Genomic DNA, 21,459 nt, shown 5'->3' with positions numbered 1-21,459 from the left:
TTCGGCTCAGAAGAGGCCGAGACTCACATACTTGCTGCCGCCGTCCGCGGCCAGGGCCACGACGATTCCTTCCTGCAAGCCCGCCGCGATTTGCAGCGCAGCGTGGACGACGGCGCCGGCCGAAAAACCCACAAACAGGCCTTCAGCGCGCGCCAGGCGCCTCGTCATCGCCAGCGCATCCTCAGCCTCCACTCGCGCCTCATGATCGAGCAGTCGCGCCTCGTAAATGCCAGGTACGATGGCCGTTTCCATGTGCTTGAGGCCTTCGATAACCTGCAGCTCGTCGGCTGGCTGCACCCCTACCAATTGGATGTCCGGGTTGAAAGCCTTGAGGCGCTGGCCTGCGCCCATCATCGTGCCGCTGGTGCCCAGGCCAGCCACGAAATGCGTGATGCGGCCGGCGGTCTGCTCCCACAACTCGACGCCCGTGGTGTCGAAGTGCGCCTGCCAGTTGGCCGGGTTGTTGTATTGATCCGCGTAGAAGTAGCGCGCGGGGTCTTGGGCGACGATCTGGCGAGCCAGACGAATCGCGCCATCGGAGCCTTCCAGGGGATCGCTTTCGATCAGCCGCGCGCCGTATGCGCGCACCAGCGCTTTGCGCTCCTGGCTGACATTCGCAGGCATCACCAGTTCAACCTGGAAACCCTTGATCGCGCCAATCAGCGCGTAGGCGATGCCCGTGTTGCCGCTGGTGGCGTCAATCAGCACCTTATCGGAATGCAGGTGGCCGTGGCGCTCCGCCTCTTCGACTATGCGCAGCGCGGCCCGATCCTTGACCGAGCCGCCGGGGTTGAACCATTCGGCCTTCACCCAGACTCCGACGGATGCCGGCAAGTCGGCGGTGACGCGCGCCAGGCGCAAGAGCGGCGTCTGGCCGATTTGGTCGAGCAGCGTGCCGGGCAGCCGGCTCGGCGCCACACGCCAGATCATGTCGGCCGCGGCGGCGGCTCGGCCATGGGGTCGTGGTTCAATCATCGTGGTTGGGCGCATCAGGTCCTCCATAGGTGAAACCTCAGATTGTACAAAGCATCCGGCCCAGGCAGCCCTAGCGCGCCAGCGCAGCCGTCTGCTGCGAGCGGCCGTTGACTGCCAGCACGGGACGCGCCGCAGGCACGGCGCCAGTCACGGGCGGAGCCACGCCGCAGAACTGCTCGTAGTCAATCAGCTCCGTCACGGTTGGGTGATCGCCGCACAGCGGGCACTGGGGATTCTTTTTCACGTTGAGCGTGCGGAAGCTCATGTCCAGGGTATCCAACATGAGCAGTTTGCCGACCAACGGTTCCCCAATGCCCAAGATCAGCTTGATCGCCTCTACGGCCTGCAATGACCCCACGATGCCAGGCAAAACGCCGAGGACGCCTGCTTCCGCGCAGCTTGGCACTTCGCCTGGCGGCGGCGGGTCAGGATAGAGGCAGCGGTAGCAAGGCCCGCCGACAAGGCCCAGATCAGGGTGCGCAGGCAGATAGACCGTCACCTGACCTTCGAACATGAAAATGCTGGCGTCTACCAACGGTTTGCGCAGGAAGTGACAGGCGTCATTGACCAGGTAACGCGTAGGAAAGTTGTCCGAGCCGTTGAGCACCAGGTCATAATCCTTGATGATGTCGAACGCATTGGCGCTGCTCAAAGGCTCCTGGTATCCGATCACGCGGACATCAGGGTTGATTTCACGGACCGTGTCCGCGGCCGACTCGATTTTGAGACGTCCAATGTCAGACGTGCCGTGCAAAATCTGGCGCTGCAAGTTGCTCAGATCAACGGTATCGAAATCAACGATGCCGAGGGTGCCCACGCCGGCCGCGGCCAGGTACAACGCGGCTGGGGAGCCGAGGCCGCCCGCGCCGATCAGCAGGACGCGGGCATCGAGCAGTTTTTCCTGTCCAGCGTCTCCCACATTGGGCATGATCGTGTGCCGACTGTAGCGAATCTTCTGCTCCTGGGTCAGGCGCCGCGGCAGGTCGAAGCCATAACCGGCGTTCTTCCAGCCGTTGAAGCCGCCGATCATGGATTGGACGTTGGTGTAGCCCATTTCCATAAGATTGCGCACCGCCAGGGCCGAGCGGACGCCCCCTGCGCAATAGACAACGATCGGCGCATCACGATCGGCCTGTTTCTCTTCGATGCGCAGCTCCAGGAATCCGCGCGGAATGAAAACGGCGCCGGGGATCTTTCCCTGGTCGAACTCGTCCCGCTCTCTGATGTCCACCAGGGTGAAGTCTTCTTTGGACGCCAGGCGTCGCTTGACTTCGCTTGCCGTGATCTCTTGGATCTCCGACTTAGCGCGGGCGATCAGTTGGTCTCTGGTAATAGGATTGGTCATGCTCGTTGTGAAATCTCCCTTTGCATCCGTCAAATAACAGCGTCCCACATCGTTACGATGCTTAGCAGCCGCCAGCCATCGCCGGCACAATCGAAATACGGTCGTTTGGACCGATGGCGGTATCCTTGCCGTGAAGGGTGCGGATTTCGTCATCATTCACAAAGATATTGATGAAACGCTTGACCTCGCCCTGCTCATCGAGCAGGCGATCGCGCAGGCCAGGGAAAGCGGCATCCAGCTCGCCAATCACGGCGAGCACGCTGGCGGCTGTCGCCTCTACTTTCGATTGCCCACCGGTGAGGCGGCGCAGCGGGGTGGGAATGAAAACCGTTGCCATATTGTGGTAATTACCTCGTTTTGGTTTACTTTCATATCGGCGAGTCAAGGGGGAGGATAAATCTGAGACAACAAAAAAGCCCATCATCAGTGAGATCACTGAGCGATGAGCCTTGTACACTCGTCATCGCGGTTGGCAGACGATTATCCACCAACTGCGCGTATCTTGGGACGCCAGGCGTCCGCTAATCCATTCAACTCACATCCGGCCACCGCCAGGTATGCGCGACTCACCGCTCCGCTCGACTATGCGGGGCAGCCGCACCTTCATGGTCGGCTGCGCCCGCTAGCGACAGGAGCAGGAGCTGCACATCAACTGACGGGCCGAATGGGTCCTGGACATGAGTTGACTTTCTCTACAAATACCTTGCTAAACTTGAGGCGGGAGTGTACCGCAAAAGCGAAAGAACGTCAAATTGCCGCAGCCATAACGGCTGTTCTCTTTGCGAACGCCTAAGGGGCGCATTTCAATTTGGCGGCGCAGCCCCGAAGGGGCTTGCACTTCGTAGCCGGATGGCCTTTGGCCTCCGGCGGCGTTGCTGGCCGCGCAACCAACGCCGCCCGACCGTAAACGGATCGGGCTACGAGGTGGAAGACCTTATCGGGCCTGACTGGCCGCCAGGCGCTTGCACCTCGTGGCGGGCGCGTTTCAATTGCGCGGTGCAGCTCGCGCAGGCGAGCTTTGCAGGCGTTGTAGCGATCGTTCGGCTGAGACCTCGGCGAGCTCGATCGAGCCGCTCACGACGAAGCCTCAATCGCCCGACCAGCCCTCATTCTGAAATGCACCCACGCGTAAGAGCGCATTTGACAGATTAGAACATTCGTGCTATAGTGTGACATCCGTTTGTTTCTCTACACATGACATTGGACAAGGAGACCTGACACATGGCAGCAAGCAAGGCCGCAGCCACAACTGATAAGACCACTTCCAGCAAGACCCCGACTGACGGCAAGTCTAAAGCCCTAGAAACGACCATTGCCAGCCTGACGAAGCGCTACGGTGAGGGCACCGTGATGAAAATGGGCGACGCGACGGAGCTGCACGTAGATTCCATTCCCACGGGCGCGCTGTCGCTCGACCTGGCTCTGGGGATTGGCGGTGTGCCGCGCGGGCGCGTGATTGAGATTTATGGGCCGGAGTCCTCCGGTAAGACAACCCTCTGCCAGCACATCATTGCCGAAGCGCAGAAGCGGGGCGGCATCTGTGCTTTCATTGACGTCGAACATGCGCTCGACCCCAAATACGCGGAGCGATGCGGCGTGAACGTGGAAGCCCTCTATGTTTCCCAGCCAGACACTGGCGAGCAAGCGTTGGAAATCGCTGAGGCATTGGTGCGCTCTGGGGCGATTGACGTCGTGGTCGTAGATTCGGTCGCGGCCTTGGTGCCGCGGGCCGAAATTGAAGGTGAAATGGGCGACAGCCATGTTGGTCTGCAGGCGCGCCTGATGAGTCAGGCGCTGCGCAAGCTCTCTGGCGCGATCAAGCAGTCCAACACCGTAATGATCTTTACGAACCAGCTGCGCCAGAAGATCGGCGTGATGTTTGGCAACCCGGAGACCACCAGCGGCGGTATGGCGCTCAAATTCTACGCCTCGGTGCGCCTTGACATCCGCAAGATCGAGACTCTCAAAAGCGGAAACGACATGGTTGGCAGCCGCACACGCGTGACGGTCAAGAAGAACAAAGTGGCGCCTCCCTTCCGCGTGGCCGAATTTGACATCATGTACAACGAAGGCATCTCGAAAGAAGGAGATGTGCTTGACCTCGGCGTTTCCATGGGCCTGGTAGACAAACGCGGCAGCTACTTTGCGTACAATGAAACGCGCTTGGGCCAGGGTCGGGAAAACGTCAAGTCTTTCCTGCGTGAGCATCCAGAGATCATGGCTCACATGGAGGGCGAGATCAGGACCAAAGCAGGTCTTGGCGTTCACAACTTCGGGCCAACCGATGGGGCCAAAGTCGTTGCCTTCAGCGCCAGCAATGCGGCGGCGGATGACATGGAGAACGATGCGGAGGATTACGCCACCGCAGCCTGAGCAACCGTCAGGTTACACATGAATGCAGCTTGACCAAGCCTATCGCCGGGCAATGCCCGTCGGTAGGCTTTTTCTTTGTAAGAGGAATTCCATAGCTCAAGACACAAGATGCAAGATGCCTTCTGTGATCGCTTCTTTGATTCCGCACGAGTGCAATCGCAATTGCTTTTGGTTCTAGTCGTTTCACATCCCCAGGTTCAGTTCGCAGGAGGCATACCATGAAACCACGCTCGAACGTCATGCTGTTGGCGATAGTTGGCGCTCTGACGCTCTTACTCGTCGGCGCCGTGATTGTGGCCGCCAGCAACGATGCGGCGCCGCCGCAGCAAGGCGGCCTGGTGATCTCCATCGGCAAGGTCGTGAACCCCACAGACGTGACAGCCGGAGACACCGTTTCCTATACCGTGACGCTGCATAACACCAGCCAACAGCTCGTACCCAGCGTTGTGGTTACCGACGCCCTACCCTCGCTGGTTACTTACGAGCAGGGTTCGCTGAGCGCCAGCTCCGGCAACGCCGTTGCGGATGGCAACTACATCAGTTGGACAGGCGATGTTCAGCCTGGCGGCAATGTGATGATCCGTTTCCGCGCCATTATCGTTCCCCAGGTGACGTGCCAGACGATCATCATCAACCACGCGTACGTACGGGTCGGCGTGGCGATCGGACAATCGCCGCCGGCGGCAATCCAAGTCATCTGTCCAGACCTGGGCGATGCGCCTGATAACACCAATCACTTTGGCGCCAGCATGACCGCCTATCCGCCCGGCGGCCCGCTTGGCGTTGCCGCGCGCTACCCCACGGTCTTCGGCGGCCCTCCTGGTTCAGTGCGCGGCCCCTACCATCGCTTCAGCCGCGCTGACTCCTGGCTGGGAGCTAATGTCAGCGCCGAAGCCGACGCCGACTTGTTCTGGGACAACGACGGATTCCGCAATCTCGAGCCGCCGTTCGACGTGTCCGACCACGACGGCATGGATGATGGCTATCTCGGCGGCACTTTCCTTCATTGCCAATCCTCCACTTTCAGCTATCGCGTGACAATCGTTGGGCCTGCTACCCAACGCTACTTCAACGCCTGGTTCGACTTCAACCAGGATGGCGATTGGGAAGATGTCATTCAGTGTCCAGATGGAACGTTGGTCTATGAGTGGGCCGTTCAGAACCAGCCGATCGGCTTCGGTCCTGGCTCTTACACGATCACGACGCCGTCGTTTACGCCTTACTTGCCGGCGGCCGCCAATCTGATGTGGATGCGCATGACTTTGACGCGCCAAGAACAGCCGCCCGTCAACCCATCTACCTCACGCCCCGATGGTCGCGGCCCTGATCCTGGTTATGTCTATGGAGAAACCGAGGACTATTACTTTATTCACGAGCAGCAGGGTCACCCTGATTTGCATGCGGTCAAGACGGTCAATCCCACCATGGCCACGCCCGGCAGCACGTTGACCTATACCATTGTCATCTCGAACAACGGCAGCGGCCCGGCCACCGGCGTACAGTTCCAGGACAACATCCCGCCGGGAACAACCTACGTCTCGGGCAGCGCCACTGCCAGCAGCGGCACCGTCTCCTTTGGGGGAACGTCGGTCAACTGGATCGGCAACATCCCCCCCAGCGGCAGTGTCACCATCACCTTCCAGGTCACTGTCAACAGTACTTTCCAGTGTCCCGGTCTGGTGCAGAACGCGGGTATGGTCATGTTCAACGGGCAAATCCTGGCAACCAACACGGCGAACACCGAGATTGTTTGCCCGGCGCCCGTGATTATCGAGAAGATGGTCAGCCCTACGTCGGCTTCGCTCGGCGATACGCTTTGGTACACCATCACGCTGAGCAACCCCACGGCAACCCCCATCATTGGGGCGACTGCCGAGGATCAGATTCCCGCTGGCACCAGTTACGTATCGGGCAGCGCGTGGGCCAGCAGCGGCACTGCGGGCTGGGTTTTTAACAAGGTCGTTTGGTCAGGCAACATTCCACCCTTTGGCAGCGTGACCTTTGGTTTCAGAGTGGTGGTTGGCTCAACCGCAACACCACAGGAGTGCAGCGGGCGCATTGACAACAAGGCGCAATTCTTCCTCAATGGCGCCGTGTTCAACTCGAACCTGGTTTCGACACAAATCATGTGCCCTGACCTTGGCGATGCGCCAGACAGCACGAACCACTTCTCGCTCAACATGCAAGCCTACGGCAGCGGCGTTCAGGGGCGCTTCCCAACCGTCTTCGACGCAGCGACCGGTCTGCCGCAAGGCCCCTTGCACCGACTGCCGCGAGCCGATGCCTGGCTCGGTCCGTGGGTGAGCGCCGAGCGCGACGCCGATCAGATGCCGGACGAAGACGCACGTCCTAACCTCGATCCGATCATGAACGCGGCCGACCAGGATCGCTTCGATGACGGCGTGAAGCTGCCGGTCAGCCTGCTGGATTGCCAGTCAAACACCCTGGACTTCACGGTGTCGGCCCAGCCGGGCGCCACGCGCAACCGCGTCGTCAACGTCTGGTTTGACTTCAACCAGGATGGCGACTGGGAAGACACAATTCAGTGCGCCAATGGGTTGGTTGCCCAGGAATGGGCCGTGCAAAACCAGGTGGTCGCCGTCCCCGGTTCGGGGAGCTTCGGCAGCACGCTGTTTACCAGCAACCCTTATATCGCCTGGACGCCGGTGGCAAACTCACCGGTCTGGATGCGCATAACGCTGTCTGATGTCAATGCGCCGCCCGCCGGCAGCGGCAATCCCGATGGCCGCGGCCCGGCCTCTGGTTACCGCATGGGCGAAACAGAAGATTATCTGCTGCCTGGCCGCCCCGGCGATCCGCCGCACTTGACAATAGACAAGACCTCGGATGTTCAGCATGGCTGGATCGGCGACACCATCACCTACAGCATCACGGTCAAGAATCTGAGCAACACGCCGGCCACTGGCCTGACCGTGACCGATCCGATTCCGGCCGGAACGACCTACGTCAGCGGCAGCGTGGGCGCCACCCTGCCAACCGCCATCTTCACAGGTACGGCCATCCAATGGACAGGCAACCTGCCGCCGATGGGCCAGGTGATTATCTGGTTCAAGGTGACCGTGGTGGGCAACCCCACGACGCCGCCAGAATGTAACCAGAAGATCATCAACCGCGCTACGTTGACCTCGCCGGATGGCGTTACACTGACCTCGAATCCAGTCAACTTCTACCTGGTGTGCCCAGATCTCGGCGATGCACCGGACAACACGAACCACTTCGGCGCCGCCATGACCGCCTACCCGGCTGTGGGCGCTCGCTACCCCACCGTGTTCGACCCGGCCACCGGCGCCGTGCAAGGCCCGCGCCACCTGCAGCCCAAGGCGGATGCCTTCCTGGGCTATGGCGTAACCGGCGAGCGCGACGCTGACCTGATGCCCGACCAGGATGGCGTGACCAACATTGACCCGCCGGCCAATGTGCCGAACCATGACAGCATGGACGATGGCCTGGTGCGACCGCTCAACCTCCCGAACTGCCAGCCTACCAGCATCACCTACGTGGTGACGGTGGTTGGCCCGGCGCGTACCCGTTATGTCAATGCCTGGTTCGACTGGAATCGCGACGGCGACTGGGAAGACACCTTCCAGTGCCCCGGCCTGCCCATCGCGCCTGACGAATGGGCGGTCAAGAACCAGGTGATCAATTTCGGCCCCGGCGTCTATACCGTTACCTCGCCGATCTTCTTGCCCTTCAACCCCAATCCGAATCAGTCTATGTGGCTGCGGCTGACCTTGTCAGAGGCGATGGCGCCTATCAATCCGGGCACGCTGCGGCCGGACGGTCGCGGCCCCGCCAGCGCCTATCGCTTCGGGGAAACCGAGGACTACCTCAATGGCGACGGCGTCGGCAACCCGGATGTCTGGATCCACAAGACTTTCCAGCGCTTCGAGCCTGAGGACGGCGCCTCGATTCCTGGGCAGCAGGGCAATGGCTGGCGTGCGCTCTGGCACATTGACTATGGCAACAGCGGCACCGCCACCGCCAGCAATGTCGGCGTGACTGACGTGTTCCCCACTGGCATGAGCTACGCCAGCAGCACCTCCAATCCGAACCATGAACCGCCCGCCGTGGGCGGCACAAGCGCCACCTGGAGCATCGGCGCCCTGTCGCCAGGCGACAACGGGTTCATTGATCTGTGGCTGTACGCGCCCGCGACGAGCCTGCCGTCCGGGACTGTGGTCACCAACACGGCTACGATCAGCACCACCACCCCAGGCGATGATCCAAGCAACAATACATCGAGCGCCAGCGGCATCGTCCCGCTCATGCCGCCGCGCATCACCTGGCCGCTGGCCGGCACCACCTGTTCAGGTAGCATCACAGTAGCCGGCACGAGCGCACTGGGCACCGTGGTGGATGTGTACGTGGACAACAGCCTGGCTGGCACGGCCACGACCAACGGCAACGGCGATTGGAGTCTGCCGGTGACGGGCCTCAGCAACGGGCCGCACTCCATCTATGCGATCGCACGTATCGGCGCCAACAACAGCCCGCCGTCGCCCACAGTCGTGGTCATCGTCAACACCGCGCTGACCTGGGACCCGCTCTCGCTGACCTTCACGGCCTACTATGGCAATGTCCCCTACGTCCAACACATCGTGAATGGATCAGGCCGCGCCGATCCTAACGGCTGGACGGTGCGCATGCGGGCGCCTTTCACCTACACGGTGGATGTGCACGTGTGCTGCACACTGCCAGCATCCGCGCAGGTCACCATTACCATGGGCGTCACGCCCTATGTGATGACACACATCGGCGGCGGCTGGTACCAAACCGTTCTGCCTGGCGTCACCGGCGGCAACACAGCGCTCTCCTTACAGTGCTCCTGCGATGGCAACACCACCGGCGGCGGCGGCACCGGCCTGATTGACCCGGACGGTTACGTGTTCGATGTGGATACCGGCGTGGACAAGACCGATCCTATCTTCAACCTGATGGGACGCACGGTGACTGCGCTGGAAGAAATCGCCCTGAGTACGTGGATTCGCTGGCCCGCCGAGTATTACGAGGCGCAGATCAATCCACAAATCACGGGCGCGGATGGCTACTACAGCTTCTTCACGCCGCCTGGCAACTACCGCATTACCGTGGCTGGCGATGCGCAGTACCAGCCGTATCGAAGTTGGACCATCACCGTGGTGGATACGCCGCAGCATCTCGACGTTCCCCTGACCAAAGTCTACAACAGTACGCAGGCCGGCGTGAACGTGGACGCCAGCGGCTTCCAGCCGGCCATGATCCAGGTGTGGCAAGGCGCGACCGTGGCCTGGAAGAACACCGAGCTGGCAGACGGCAGCTTCCACAGCGCCACCAGCGACTTGGACGCTCGCGCCCACACAGCCGGCTTCGATTCCGGTCTGCTGGATCGCGGCCAGACCTATCGGCGTCAGTTCAACACCATCGGCGTCTTCCCCTATCACGACGTGGAGAACACCGGTGCGACAGGCGTTGTGCAGGTTTGCAAGCGCACTGACGTCAACTGCAGCAATACCGTGAATGTGCTCGACATTGCGGCGACGGCCGCACGCTGGAACGGCGTTTACGACAGCCGCTATGACATCAACGACGATGGCTTCATCACCATCGTGGACATTCAGAAGGTGGCCGCCGACTTCGGATGGTCCAACTGAGGGTCTAGTTGACCGCCGTTGCGGCCATACCCCCGACTGGCCGCAACGTCCCTGACGCCACGGCGGCTGAGTTTCGGCTCAGCCGCCGTGAGCGACGCTTCGAGGCTCTCGGTGTCTGTTCAACCTCTCAGGTGTGGGGAAGCGAGAGAAGGGCAGGACTCATTGTCTGTCTTGTGAACAGCCACACGAGAGCCTTTTCTTCGACTTGTGCGCGCCAACTGCATGCCTGGCTCCATGTTGCGTCATCGCAAGCCACTACGCCAGACTGCACGGGGCGCGTTCGTGTTTGACGCTAACCACCGGGATTGCTATAATCCGCGCCACCATACATCATGATCATTCTACGACTCGATAACGTCTCCTACACCCACCCCGACGGCCCTGGGGTGCAAAACCTGAGTTGGGCCATCGCGGACGATGCACGGCTTGGCTTTGTCGGCCCCAATGGCGCGGGCAAAAGCACCATTCTCAAATTGCTGACCGGGGAGCTGACGCCGGCGGCCGGCTTCGTGGTGACAGCCAAGGGCACCCGCATCGGTTATCTGCCGCAAGAGGTGCGCCTCGACCCGGTGCGCAGCGTCCTGGCCGAGGCTATGACCGCCTCCGGCCGCCTGGCCGGCATCGAAGCGGACCTGGAAAGAATCGCCAAAGACCTGGGCAACGCGGCCGTCTACAGTGATGAGCGGGCGCTCACACGCGCCCTGGAGCAGCAGCAACGCCTATTGGCCGCTTACACCGAGGCCGGCGGGCTGCAATATGACAACACTGTCAAGGCGACCCTGCGTCAGTTGGGATTCAGCGACGCCGATTTCGATTTGCCCACTGGCGTCTTGAGCGGCGGCCAGAAGAAGCTGCTGGCGCTGGCGAAGCTGGCTGTCAACCGGCCGAGCTGCCTGCTGCTGGATGAGCCGGACAATCACCTTGACCTGGCCGGCAAGGCGTTCCTGGAGAAATTCATCCGCGGCTACCCTGGCGCAGTCGTCATCGTCTCGCACGACCGCTACCTGCTGGATGAGGTTGCGGACAGCATCGTGGAACTGGAAGGCGGCAAGCTCGATTTTTACGTCGGCAACTACACAGCCTATGTCGTCGAGCGGGAGCTGCGGCGCCTGCGCCAGGCGCAGATGCACGCCGCGCAGCAGAAGGAAATCAGCCGCCTGGAAGCCGCCATTGCGCGCATGGAACTGTGGGCCAGCCAGGTTGATCCGCGTGCGTCCAACCGACGCCACGTGGTGCAGGCGCGCAACAAGCGTCGCCAGATCGAACGCATGGATAAAGTGGATGCAGTGGTTGAGCAGCGGCCGATGGGCCTGGAGCTGGAAGGCTGGCGCGGGTCGAGCAAGGTGCTGGAGATCATTGATCTGGTCAAGGCGTTCGATGATGAGTTGGTGCTGGCCGGGGCCAATCTCCTCTTGTGGCACGGCGAACGCGTGGGCTTGGTCGGCCCCAACGGCGCGGGCAAGAGCGTGCTGTTTCGCTGCATCATCGGCGCGCTGCAACCAACCAGCGGCGTGGTCAAAATCGGGCCCAGCGTCAAGATGGGCGTCTACACCCAGGAACACCAGAGCCTGGACTACAGCAAGACGCTGGTGGAGATGGTGCGTGAGGTCAAGCCGATGTATCAGCGCGAAGCCGCGGCATTCCTGACCCAGTTCCTCTTCGAGTGGAAGCGCGCGAATGAACAGACCGTCGGCAGTCTGAGCGGCGGCGAGCGCAGCCGCTTGCAGATGGCGCTGCTGATGCTGCAGCAGCCCAACTTCCTGCTGCTGGACGAACCGACGAACAACCTGGACATCGCCTCCTGCGAGGTGCTGGAGAAGGCGCTGGACGACTTCAACGGCACGGTTCTCATCATTTCGCATGACCGCTATTTTCTGGATCAGACGGTAGATCGCATCGTAGAACTGGATCCAGACCAGGGCGTGTTGGTGAACTACACGGGCGGGTACACTGATTACCTGGAAACCAAGCAGCGGGTGAAAAGATGATCCGAGACCGGAGACCGGGGACTAGAGATCGGAAGTCGGAGATCGGAAATCGGAATCGTCTGCCCTCTCTCTGAGGACTATGACACCGCTTTCTCCTGATTTCGAGGTTGAGCCTCTTTCGAGCACCTTGACATCCCGTTCGATGCGGTCATCCAGTTCATCTTCAGCCACGTCGAGATCGTAATCCATCTGCAATCCAAACCAAAAATGGGCTGAAGTGCCGAAATACCGGGCCAGGCGCAGCGCAATATCGGCAGTTATCGCACGTTTTCCCAGAATGATTTCCTGGACGCGGCGTACTGACACGTGAATAGCGAGCGCCAATTGATCCGCTGTCAGGTGCAACGGTACCAGGAACTCCTCGCTCAGAACCTCACCCGGATGCACAGGAGCCAATTTTAACTCTTTCACAACCGCTACGTTCGCGCGAGAACACGGGCAATGATGGCATCGAGCAGGGCGGCATCCACCTGGTCGCCCAGGCGCGCCAGGACGGCGGTTTTGACCTGCGCGGGCAGATCGGGAGCGATCGGCATAGGGGTTGGGGCGGCACTCACCCGATTGATGCCCATGCCGAGCTTCTGCATTCGATCCTGGGCCAAGGCGGTGAGGACCGTGTTGGCGTCTACATCCAGGTGGGTCACACCCTGCGCATGCAGGGTATCAATGTCGCGTTCGGTCAAGAATTTCTTGGGCATAGGTTCCTCGCGCAGGAGAAAAGCGCCTAACGATCGGCCCGATCGTGCATGGCAATGCCGAGCGGGGTGATGAACAGCGGGTTGCCGGGAAGCAGCGTCTTGATGCCGGTGTACTCTTCAATCACCTGCGCCATCCCGGGGTAGGCGCACGTGCCGCCCACCAGGTAGAGCGTGTCCACGGCATGGCCGGCCACGTGACGGCGCACAATGCTGCCCACCTTCTCCATCACCGGTCGCAGGACCGGAAAGAGCCGCGCCTGTTCGCGTGGATTTTTCTTGAGTTCTTCGGCCTGCTCGAAGGTCAACCCCAACCCGCCAGCCAGGACCAGGGAAAAATGCGTGCCGCCGGTCGGCTCGTCGGCCGTGTAGATGACCTGGCCGTGCTTGACGATCGCGATGCCGGTAGTCCCGCCGCCCACATCTACGATAGCGCCGTCGCGAATCTGCAGGACGTTGTTGGCCGCGGATGGCTCGTCAATCAGATCAGTGCACTCGAGCCCAGCGGCAATCAGCACATTGGCCGTGGCTCGCACTTCGCTGCGCGGCACGCCCGGCGGAAAGCCGGACGCGGCATGCGTTAGTTCAACGCCCAGGCGCTGCTCAACTTGCTTTTTAAGGCGCTGTAGCAAACTGATGGCGCCGTGGAAATCAACCACCAGGCCATCGCGCACAACCTGCGCAAACTGGTAGGCGCCGGCCAGGGGTTGCTGCGCTTCGTTCAACACCACGAGCACGGTATAAGCCGTACCCAGGTCAACGCCGACGTGGGTTGGCCGGCCGCGCAGCCGTGGGGGATGCGCGCTCATCACGGCGTCGGTCTGCTTGAGTAACGCGTGCAGGCTGGGATTCATGCGCTACTTGTTCCAGTCTGCCGGGTAGGTCACGTAAACAAAACGAGTGGAGCTGGGCGTACCGAAGGTAATGCTGGAACCCTTGGGGATGAAGATGACATCGCCCGGCCGACCACGTACGACTTCAGCGCCGCGCGTAATGACCAGTTCGCCTTCCAGGACAATGTCAATCTCGTCGTAGGTCAGCGTCCAGGGAAACTCGCCGCGCTCCAGGCTCATGTAACCCACCGCCATCGGGGTGCGATCATCGCTGGTGATGACATCCTTCAAGCGGACATCAGCGCCTGGCGTCGCCAGCCCTTCGCCAAAGGGCTGCAGGCTGATGCTGCCGCGCGTCACCGCCTTGAGCGGCGGCAGGGCGACGGGGCTTGGCGGCGCGGCGGGCGCGGCGCCAGGACGATGAACCTCGATTCCAGCCTCGCGCGCAACGTCCAACGCCTCCGGCGAGATCAAGTCAGCCTGGGCGAGCACCAGCACGCGCGTGCCCTGCTGGCGCAATTTTCGAATGTCGGCAGCCGTAAAAACCTGGCGCATGGCGCAACCCCGGTAAATGGTGAATACAGAACGCTGAATGCTGAACGTGGAGCATGATCTCCACTCAGCGTTCAGCATTCAGCGTTCCTTGTTTTACGCCTACTTCCCGCGCGCGGGCATCGTGCCTTTGCCCTTCTGCGGCAGGATCATTTCAACGTCGCTGTGCGGCCGCGGGATGACGTGCACAGAAACGAGTTCGCCAACGCGCTGCGCGGCCGCCGCGCCGGCATCGGTGGCGGCTTTGACCGCGCCCACGTCCCCACGCACCATCACGGTGACGTAGCCTCCGCCGATAAACTCAGAACCGATCAGGGTGACGTTCGCGGCTTTGACCATGGCGTCGGCCGCTTCGATGGCCGAAACCAGTCCTTTGGTTTCGATCATGCCTAAGGCAATCATTGCAATGTCTGGCATAGGTGTATCTCCCGTAAGTTATGTCTAATTAGAATCAGTATTTCAGGGGGTTGGCGGCCACTTCCAACACGGCGTCGCGAAAGGCCATGGCCGCGGCTTTGCAAGCGGGTTGGTCGCCGGTCAGCATGGCGCCCATATAATTCGTCTCCGAAGGTGGCGCGGTATAAGCCACGATGCGCACGGCCGCGGCCTTCAGCGCCGCGTCAAGGGCAATGACGCCTTCGATGGGCGGCGCCACCAGGTAGGCGAGCGGTTCGCCCTCGGCGATGCTGCACACCTTTGACAGGTAGGAGCCCGTGCGGGAAATCACGTGCGGGAAAAAGGCAATCGAGGCGTCCTCATTGGCTGAGTACCAGATGGCCTCATTCTTCATGAACTGCACAGCCGCCTGCAGGCCGGCGCGCACCTCGGCCGGATTGGCCCCGGCCAGCACAGCGATGATTTCGCCTGACAGTTTGCCCGACGCATGTTTGGCCCCGGCATAGAAGGAATGAGCGTACACTACCTCAACCTCGGCCATCTTCGTGGCCTCGTCAATTGCCACGTAGGTCGCGTCATCGTTATCGGCCGTGATCAAGCCGAGCGAGCGCTGCTCTGGCCGCAGGCCCAACTGCTCCGCCAGCCCGCGGTCTACATTGGGGATCATCCTCACCGCCAGAGGCGTTGCATACAATGGATCGAGAATTCCCATGGTTGCTCCCGTTCTACTTCATCAACTTGAGTTTCACGCCAGACGCCTGGTGTTTGAGCATCTTCTGCGCAATCTGAACGACGAACGCGCCAGCTTCCAGCGGGTTGGTGCCGCCATTTTCGAAGATATTGCAAACCACGTCGCGATCGGCGTCGGTGTCGCCGGTCTTGGGGCGAAAAGCCATGTAGGCGCTCATGCTTTCGGCGCGGCCCAGACCCGGACGTTCGCCGATCAGCAGGACCACCACATCGGGTTTGAGCACCTCGCCGATGTCATTGAGGACGCCGACGCGGCAGTATTGAATGAAGAACGGCGTGCCAAAGGTCAACCCCGCGGCCTGCACGCCCTGCTTGAGCACTGGGAACATCTGGCGCACGTTGGCTTCCACAGCCGCGGCGCTCAGACCATCGCCGATTACAACTTGCACGTTGGCGCCTTTGACGCAGCGCTCGGCGAGCGTTCGTTTGGCATCCTCAGTCAACAACCGGCCCAGGTCAGGGCGCAGCAGATACTCCTGCTTGCCGCCCGTGATCTGCGTCTGCACGGTGAACAGCCCCAGGTCGTCGAGCAAACGCTGATCCACATTCCGGTAGAGCGCATCTTGCGTCACGGCGTGATCGGCTTGAAAGAGCAAGAGCGATTGCGTCGTATAGCGCGGCCCGGCCCGACCTACGCCGATGCGCGCGGTCGTAGCTGCCATCAGCGCCTTCAGTCCGTCTGCATCATAAGGCGCCTTGACCTGTGGACGCATACGCATGTCCGGCGTGGTGGGATCGGGCAGGTCAATGGTCACGCGCGCCCACGGGTCGCCGGCCGGCGCAGTCCCATCAGCGCCGCCCCGCGCCGGCGCCTGGATCGCCCCGGCCGCAGTCAGTTCCTTCAGCACTGATTCGATTATCGCATTGAGTTTCGCTTCATCCATCGTTTTCTCCCGGAGATCGGGGATTGGAGATCAGAGACCGGAGATCAGAGATCGGAGACCGGAGACCGGAGACCGGAGACCGGAGACCGGAGACCGGAGATCGCTGAACCGAACTTACCGCTGTCACCGCTCGTCACAAGTGTCCGCTACTGAACACAAAATGCACTCTGTACTTTACACTTTGTATTTTGCGCTTAGGCCGCGCGCCGTTGCAAGAAAAACGACGGATCGCCGGCCTTTTCGGTCAGGCGGCCGTTGCACATCAAGCCCAACTGCTCCATCCAGGCCTCGAACTCTGGATTGGGGCGCAGCTTGAAAAGCTGGCGCAGGGTCGGCGCGTCGTGGTAACTCGTGCACTGATAGGAGAGCATCGAGTCATCGCCCATCGGAACGCCCATGAAATAGTTACAGCCCGCAGCTGTCAGCATGACAGCCAGGTTCTCGATCGCGTTTTGATCCGCGCGCGCATGATTGGTATAACAGGCGTCGCAGCCCATGGGGATGCCGGTCAGCTTGCCCATGAAATGGTCTTCCAGCCCGGCGCGCTGAATCTGGCGGGCGTCGTAGAGATATTCCGGCCCGATGAAGCCCACCACGGTGTTGACCTGGAACGGCTGATAGCGCTTGGCCAGGCCATAACAGCGGGCTTCCATCACCAGCTGATCCCAGCCGTGGTGCGCGTCAGCCGACAGCTCCGATCCCTGGCCCGTCTCGAAGTACATGTAGCTCGGCCCGGCCGTGAAGCAGTGCTTGCGCGCCAGGGCATACGCTTCATCCAACAGTGGGACTGAGATGCCAAATGACTCGTTGCCGCGCTGCGATCCAGCCAGCGATTGAAAAATCAGGCCGACGGGCGAGCCGGCCTCCAGGCATTTCATCTGCGTGGTGACGTGCGCCAGCACGCAGTTTTGCGTCGGAATCTGCCAGGTTTGGATGATGTCGTAGGTCATGTCGAGCAGGCGGGCCACACTGGCGTAGGAGTCGTCCACCGGATTGATGCCGATGACCGAATCGCCGGAGCCAAAGGCGAGGCCCTCGTAAATTTCAGCGCGGATGCCTTCGGGCGAATCGGTGGGATGGTTGGGCTGATTGCGGCTGGCGAGGGTGCCAGGCATGCCGATCGTGTTGTTGCAGTGCGCGGTCACCCGAATCTTGCTGGCGGCGTAAACGAGGTCGAGGTTGGACATCAGCTTGGTCACGCCGGCAATCATCTCGGCCGTGAGGCCCTGGGAAATGCGGCGGATCATGGCGCCGTCGGTGGTGTCGGCCAGCAGCCATTCTCGGAACTGACCTACGCTCCAGTCCTTGATCTCGCGGTAGATCGTCTGATTGACGCCGTCCTGGATCACGCGGGTGACTTCATCATCCGCGTACGGCACGGCCGGCGTATCATGCAGCACCCACAACGGGACTTCGGCCAGGACATAGCGCGCGGCCATGCGTTCGGCGGCGGTCTCTGCGCCTACCCCGGCCAGGCGATCGCCTGATTTTTCCTCATTCGCCTTGCCCATGAGGAGGCGAATGTCGGGGAATTCATAGGTTTTGCCAAACAGTTTGGTGCGCAGGAGCATCCTCACTCCTTTTCTGGTCTGCCGGATGCACGCGGTTGAAGCCGCTGCAACCATTGTTCAGTCGGCCTGAAGCCGACTGCGCGCAGGCTCGGTCGAACCATCAATGATAAAAAACCAACGTCTTTACGCTGAGCGGCACCACGCGGCCGTCCATCAGAGGGGCGCCGATGTCAATGTAATCGCCTTCGCTCAAGCCAACCTGGTCAATCACGAGCAGCGGGCGCTGCGGGATCATCGCTTTGATCGTTTGGCCCAGGGCCTGGGCGTAGTCGCGGCCGATAATGATGACGAGCGGCCGGCCATCGGGCAGAGAACGAGAGAATTCAGCCAGGCCGGCGGCGAGCTTCAAGAGCAGAGTATAATCCAAAGCGCGCTGAAGATCAAATGCCACGGCGAAGTCATCGCTGGCGAGATTGACGTCCCAACGGCGCAGCGCGCTCAGAACGGCGGCGGCAATCCCAACCGCGGCCAGGTCTGGCGTGACGTCCAGATCAGGTCGAATCACCGGCACGTTGCGCAGCGGCAAAATGTCGCGTTCGGCCCAGATCGTCGAGCCAGAGAGAGTAACGGTTTGCGAGCTGGCGCCCAACACCGTGGCGCGCAGGGTTTCGGCTGGCTGCACCACCTCATAGGCCAGGATGCCAGGGTGGCGCCGCAGAGATTCAGCCAGCAGCGGGCCGATATCGTCGTGCACGGCCGCATCGCTGACGCTGTGAATGGGAATGGGATGGTAGAAATAATAGCCGATGCCGCCCGAAAGCATCAGAATCGTACCCTGGCCAGAGATGGCCGCCGGCGGGGTCAGATAGAGCTGGCGGGCCAGCGATGATGACGCGCCTTCGATCAGTTCGATGGTGAGATCGGCAAGGCAGTCGGTGAAGCGGCGGAGCTGTTCAAGGGTTGGCGCGTCGCCCAGGCGCAGATTGAGACCCAGGTGTGCGAGAACGGCCAGGGCCGGCTGCGCCAGGTGGCGGATGCGCCCAGTGCGTCGTTCGATCTCGATGATCCGCCCACCGTAGTTCATGGCGGCCGCGGCCACGGCCTCGCCCGCGTGGAACGTAGCCGAATTAGCGCTGCCGCCGCCGATGTCCACGTTCGTCACCCGGCAGAAGTGTTTCTGCGAATACGCGGCCGCGCCTGCGCCGCGGCCGGCAATCAACGATTCCAGGTGCGGCCCGGCGACGGTGACGACAAATTCGCCGGCCAGCCCGCCCAGCGCGTGCAGGATTTGCTCGGCGTTCTTTTTCTTGGCCGTTTCGCCCGTGATGATGACCGCGCCGGTCTCCACCTGGCGCGGATCAACGCCGGCGCGGGCATATTCCGCCTTGACCAGCGCGGTCAGGCGGTCAACATCAATCGTGTCCGCGTCAGCCAGCGGGGTCAACGTGACCGGGCTTTGGTAGAGCACCTCTTTGGCGGTAATCCCCACGCGCGGCGCCTGTGCGGCGCGGGCCACGTTGGCCAGCGTCAGGCGCGAAAAGACGATTTGGGTCGTGGTGGTGCCCACGTCCAACCCCACGCTGAGCATCGTACGGGAGCTTTCAGTCATGACGGTTCACTTTGAATTCCAGACTCAAGAACAAACGGGGGTCTTGGGTTCATTGGCTCAAATGGGCCGGCCTCAGTGGCCTGACCCATGCCGCCGGCTGTGCAGCGTCCTTTCTTCCACGCTGACGCTGCACAGGCCGGGCGATGGAGGGCTGGCGGCGCAAGGGTGAATGCAGCCGGCTGGGCTTAGGACTGCCCGTGCGCGGCCGCCGCCAGGTCAGCCTCGATCTTGCGCAGCTCGGCTTCGTCCGTCGGGGAGGGGCCTTTGAAGCGGTGTTTGGCGTCCACCTGCCAGTAGATGAGCATGAACAACGCCACCAGGATGATGGACCAGCCGGCCAGCTCGTTCGGCGGGATCGAGAACAGGATGGTGATGAACACGATCCAGGCAATAGCCAGCACGTTGATCAGAATACCCCAGTTCCTCAGGCTCCAGGGGGCTGTTTTGGGCGTGGTGAACTCGCCCTGCTTGCGCAGTTTGTTGCGCAGGTTCAGGTAGATCGGCAGGCCGTAGGCGACATAGAGCGCCGTTGTGCTGACGGCCACCACCACGGTGTACAGCGCGGACCAGACCGTGAGCAGCACGGCGAGGATGCAGGTGATGACGATGGACCAGACCGGCGTGCGCAGCGTGGGATGGATCTGTTTGATCAGGCGATAGCCAGGCATGCCATCATCACGAGCAAAGGCAAACCACATGCGGCTCATGCTGGTGATGGAAGAGAGGCCGCACAGCCACATCGCGACGCCGATGATGATGGCGATGATATGGCCGAAGAAGACAGTGTCGAAATTCTCGTAGACGATGTAGAGCACGGCCGGACTGTTGGCCGCGTCCACGGTCTTGGCAATGTCGCCGCCGGGGATGTGCAGCGTCAGGATGAGCAGCATGACATAGCCAACGACAAACGAGACGGCAACGGAGAGAAAGACGCCCCAGGCGCTGTTGAGGCGAGCCATGACCGTCTCTTCGGCCACGTGCGCCGAGGCGTCATAGCCGGTGTAAGTCCACTGCGCCTGCAGGAGGCCAAGCACGAACGCCAGGGCAATGCCGCCGCCGGCATATAGTCCGGTCATGCCCGGTATTTTCATCATGAGTGAGTTGAAGCTAAACGGGCCAGCCGCAAAAGTGTCAGTCAAGCCGGCCGGCTGCACGGTGGTCACACCCTGGAAGAGGAAGCTGAGCGGCTGCGTATGCTTGCCAAAAAAGGTCAGGAGCAGCGCGATCATGAGAACGCCGCCGATATGCCAGTAGACGCTGAAATCGCTCAAACGCGCGGTCAGCTTGATGCCGAAGATATTGATCAGCACCTGCGGAATCATGATGACCATCATCACGACGACCATCGTCATGGTGTTGGTGGTGTCAATCGTCGTGCCGAACAGGCGATTGAACGCGCCGGCGATGTAGATGGCGGCGGCAAAATCAATGCCGGCCGTGATCATGATCTGCCCAAGCATGTTGAACCAGGCGGTGACCCAGGCCCATTTGAAGCCGCCGAGGCGATGCGCCCAGAAATAGAGGCCGCCCGCTGTGGGATAGGCGGAGGCGAGTTCGGCCATGGAGGCGGCGATGCAAATCGTGAAGAAACTGACGAGGGGCCAGCCGAAGGTGTTGATGATGGGGCCGGCAAACTGCAAGCCGTAGCCAAAGAGGAGAATCGCGCCGGTCAAAATGGAAATGATGGAAAATGAGATGGCGAAATTGGAGAAGCCTCCCATCTCGCGGAACAACTGCTGCGCGTAACCCATTCTGTGCAGGTCGCGCATGTCCTCGCGGATCATTTCTTCGCGCGACTTACCCTTGTTAGCCATGAGTTCTGCTCCTTTCCTCTGGTGACGGGGGAGGCGACACACGGTTATGCGGTTGTACGGAAAAAAGACGGGCGTGCGTGGAA

Annotated in this window: 15 protein-coding genes and 1 pseudogene; 3 read left to right on the top strand and 13 right to left on the bottom strand. The window is 61.3% G+C overall.

Translation table 11 applies throughout. The features are described 5' to 3' along the window. Positions 1-6: 6 nt before the first annotated feature. The 3 genes from ACPQ6D_RS05405 to ACPQ6D_RS05395 form a co-directional block, all read right to left on the bottom strand. Positions 7-930: a PLP-dependent cysteine synthase family protein gene (locus ACPQ6D_RS05405; protein WP_423223500.1), complete on the bottom strand. Its 924-nt coding sequence runs from the start codon at positions 928-930 to the stop codon at positions 7-9. Positions 931-1,045: 115 nt separating this feature from the next. Next, on the bottom strand, positions 1,046-2,320 hold the full coding sequence (moeB, locus tag ACPQ6D_RS05400) for a molybdopterin-synthase adenylyltransferase MoeB (RefSeq protein WP_423223280.1): 1,275 nt from the start codon (positions 2,318-2,320) through the stop codon (positions 1,046-1,048). Positions 2,321-2,381: 61 nt separating this feature from the next. Further along, positions 2,382-2,744, bottom strand: coding sequence for a MoaD/ThiS family protein (locus ACPQ6D_RS05395; RefSeq protein WP_423223279.1), 363 nt, complete (start codon positions 2,742-2,744; stop codon positions 2,382-2,384). Positions 2,745-3,541: 797 nt separating this feature from the next. Between ACPQ6D_RS05395 and recA the strand changes: the two genes are divergently transcribed. The 3 genes from recA to abc-f all read left to right on the top strand — a co-directional run bounded on the left by recA (position 3,542) and on the right by abc-f (position 12,332). Further along, on the top strand, positions 3,542-4,693 hold the full coding sequence (gene recA, locus ACPQ6D_RS05390; RefSeq protein WP_423223278.1) for a recombinase RecA: 1,152 nt from the start codon (positions 3,542-3,544) through the stop codon (positions 4,691-4,693). Positions 4,694-4,911: 218 nt separating this feature from the next. Beyond that, the gene (locus tag ACPQ6D_RS05385) at positions 4,912-10,344 is read left to right on the top strand and encodes a GEVED domain-containing protein (RefSeq protein ID WP_423223277.1); all 5,433 of its coding nucleotides are present in this window, start codon (positions 4,912-4,914) and stop codon (positions 10,342-10,344) included. Positions 10,345-10,676: 332 nt separating this feature from the next. Beyond that, positions 10,677-12,332, top strand: coding sequence for a ribosomal protection-like ABC-F family protein (gene abc-f / locus ACPQ6D_RS05380; protein WP_423223276.1), 1,656 nt, complete (start codon positions 10,677-10,679; stop codon positions 12,330-12,332). A gap of 120 nt (positions 12,333-12,452) precedes the next feature. Here the strand turns inward: abc-f and ACPQ6D_RS05375 are convergent. From ACPQ6D_RS05375 to ACPQ6D_RS05330, 10 genes and pseudogenes are all read right to left on the bottom strand, one after another. Next, positions 12,453-12,743 (bottom strand): annotated as a pseudogene (locus ACPQ6D_RS05375) (HigA family addiction module antitoxin); the annotation flags it as partial. Positions 12,744-12,748: 5 nt separating this feature from the next. Further along, positions 12,749-13,030 (bottom strand): hypothetical protein, encoded by a 282-nt coding sequence (locus tag ACPQ6D_RS05370; protein WP_423223275.1) that lies wholly within the window; start codon positions 13,028-13,030, stop codon positions 12,749-12,751. Positions 13,031-13,056: 26 nt separating this feature from the next. Beyond that, positions 13,057-13,881 carry an ethanolamine utilization protein EutJ gene (gene eutJ / locus ACPQ6D_RS05365; RefSeq protein WP_423223274.1) on the bottom strand — a complete coding sequence of 275 codons (825 nt, stop codon included), beginning with the start codon at positions 13,879-13,881 and terminating at the stop codon, positions 13,057-13,059. A 3-nt stretch (positions 13,882-13,884) separates the two neighbouring features. After that, positions 13,885-14,493 carry a cupin domain-containing protein gene (locus ACPQ6D_RS05360; RefSeq protein ID WP_423223273.1) on the bottom strand — a complete coding sequence of 203 codons (609 nt, stop codon included), beginning with the start codon at positions 14,491-14,493 and terminating at the stop codon, positions 13,885-13,887. Between the two features lie 21 nt (positions 14,494-14,514). Then, positions 14,515-14,820 carry an ethanolamine utilization microcompartment protein EutM gene (gene eutM / locus ACPQ6D_RS05355; protein WP_423223499.1) on the bottom strand — a complete coding sequence of 102 codons (306 nt, stop codon included), beginning with the start codon at positions 14,818-14,820 and terminating at the stop codon, positions 14,515-14,517. 43 nt (positions 14,821-14,863) lie between these two features. Continuing rightward, a complete protein-coding gene (gene eutL, locus ACPQ6D_RS05350; protein WP_423223272.1) occupies positions 14,864-15,520 on the bottom strand; it encodes an ethanolamine utilization microcompartment protein EutL in 657 nt (218 codons plus the stop codon). Between the two features lie 13 nt (positions 15,521-15,533). Next, a complete protein-coding gene (gene eutC / locus ACPQ6D_RS05345) occupies positions 15,534-16,442 on the bottom strand; it encodes an ethanolamine ammonia-lyase subunit EutC (RefSeq protein ID WP_423223271.1) in 909 nt (302 codons plus the stop codon). 194 nt (positions 16,443-16,636) lie between these two features. Next, positions 16,637-18,013, bottom strand: a complete 1,377-nt coding sequence (locus ACPQ6D_RS05340) for an ethanolamine ammonia-lyase subunit EutB (protein WP_423223270.1) — start codon at positions 18,011-18,013, stop codon at positions 16,637-16,639. A gap of 100 nt (positions 18,014-18,113) precedes the next feature. Next, positions 18,114-19,562: an ethanolamine ammonia-lyase reactivating factor EutA gene (locus ACPQ6D_RS05335; protein ID WP_423223269.1), complete on the bottom strand. Its 1,449-nt coding sequence runs from the start codon at positions 19,560-19,562 to the stop codon at positions 18,114-18,116. Positions 19,563-19,747: 185 nt separating this feature from the next. Continuing rightward, positions 19,748-21,376 carry an amino acid permease gene (locus ACPQ6D_RS05330; protein WP_423223268.1) on the bottom strand — a complete coding sequence of 543 codons (1,629 nt, stop codon included), beginning with the start codon at positions 21,374-21,376 and terminating at the stop codon, positions 19,748-19,750. Positions 21,377-21,459 lie beyond the last annotated feature (83 nt).

This window comes from Candidatus Amarolinea aalborgensis, from assembly GCF_900491745.1.
GTDB lineage: Bacteria > Chloroflexota > Anaerolineae > SSC4 > Amarolineaceae > Amarolinea > Amarolinea aalborgensis.
This window is presented reverse-complemented; position numbering and strand designations above follow the sequence as displayed.